Origin of the sequence: Leptospira idonii (assembly GCF_004770995.1) — a bacterium.
Lineage (GTDB): Bacteria > Spirochaetota > Leptospiria > Leptospirales > Leptospiraceae > Leptospira_A > Leptospira_A idonii.
Genome location: NZ_RQHW01000075.1, coordinates 1 through 594 on the forward strand (window position 1 = coordinate 1; position 594 = coordinate 594).

At 45.3% G+C, this 594-nt stretch carries 1 protein-coding gene; it reads left to right on the plus strand.

Annotation, left to right across the window (positions count from 1 at the left end; translation table 11 throughout):
* Positions 1-594 (plus strand): hypothetical protein (locus EHS15_RS19170; protein ID WP_425460656.1); only part of this gene is annotated, 594 nt, incomplete at both ends.

A 594-nucleotide genomic window follows, 5' to 3' on the forward strand; every position in this document is an offset into this window, starting at 1 on the left:
TGGGGAGGGATGATCGGTGTAGGGGGAGCGAAGGCGAATGCCAGCATCAGCTTCTCTCAAAGAGGAGATACAACAATCTCCGGCTCGTGGAATTTGGGAGCAGGATTTCAGCTAACAGGCTCAAGCACAACGAATGGAGCGACCACGATAGGTGGAAATTATAACCCATTAGACAAAGGACCGAGACAAGGCTGGAACTTTGGAGCGAACTATGATATCAACGGAGGAGGGTTATCCGGATCAATCGGCTACACTCACCCGGGAAGTAAGTTAGGAATCACATCGACAGTGAATGGGGACGGACTGTCCACATCAACACAATACGCCGGAGTCAATTTAACCACAAATGGACCGGATGGATTCCGTTTTGATGAGATCAACTGGGCAGAACAGAATATCAACCAAGCACAAGATAGAATGGATACCATCGCAGAGAATGAAATACTTCGAGCGAATGATGTAGAAGATCCAGAGAATTTACCACCGAAAGAAAGAGAAAGATTACTTAAAGAAATCAATACTAGAGAAGAGAACGAGAAGCTAAAAGACAAATATAAATTAACAGATGAGGAGCTCGCTAATCTAGACCCAGCA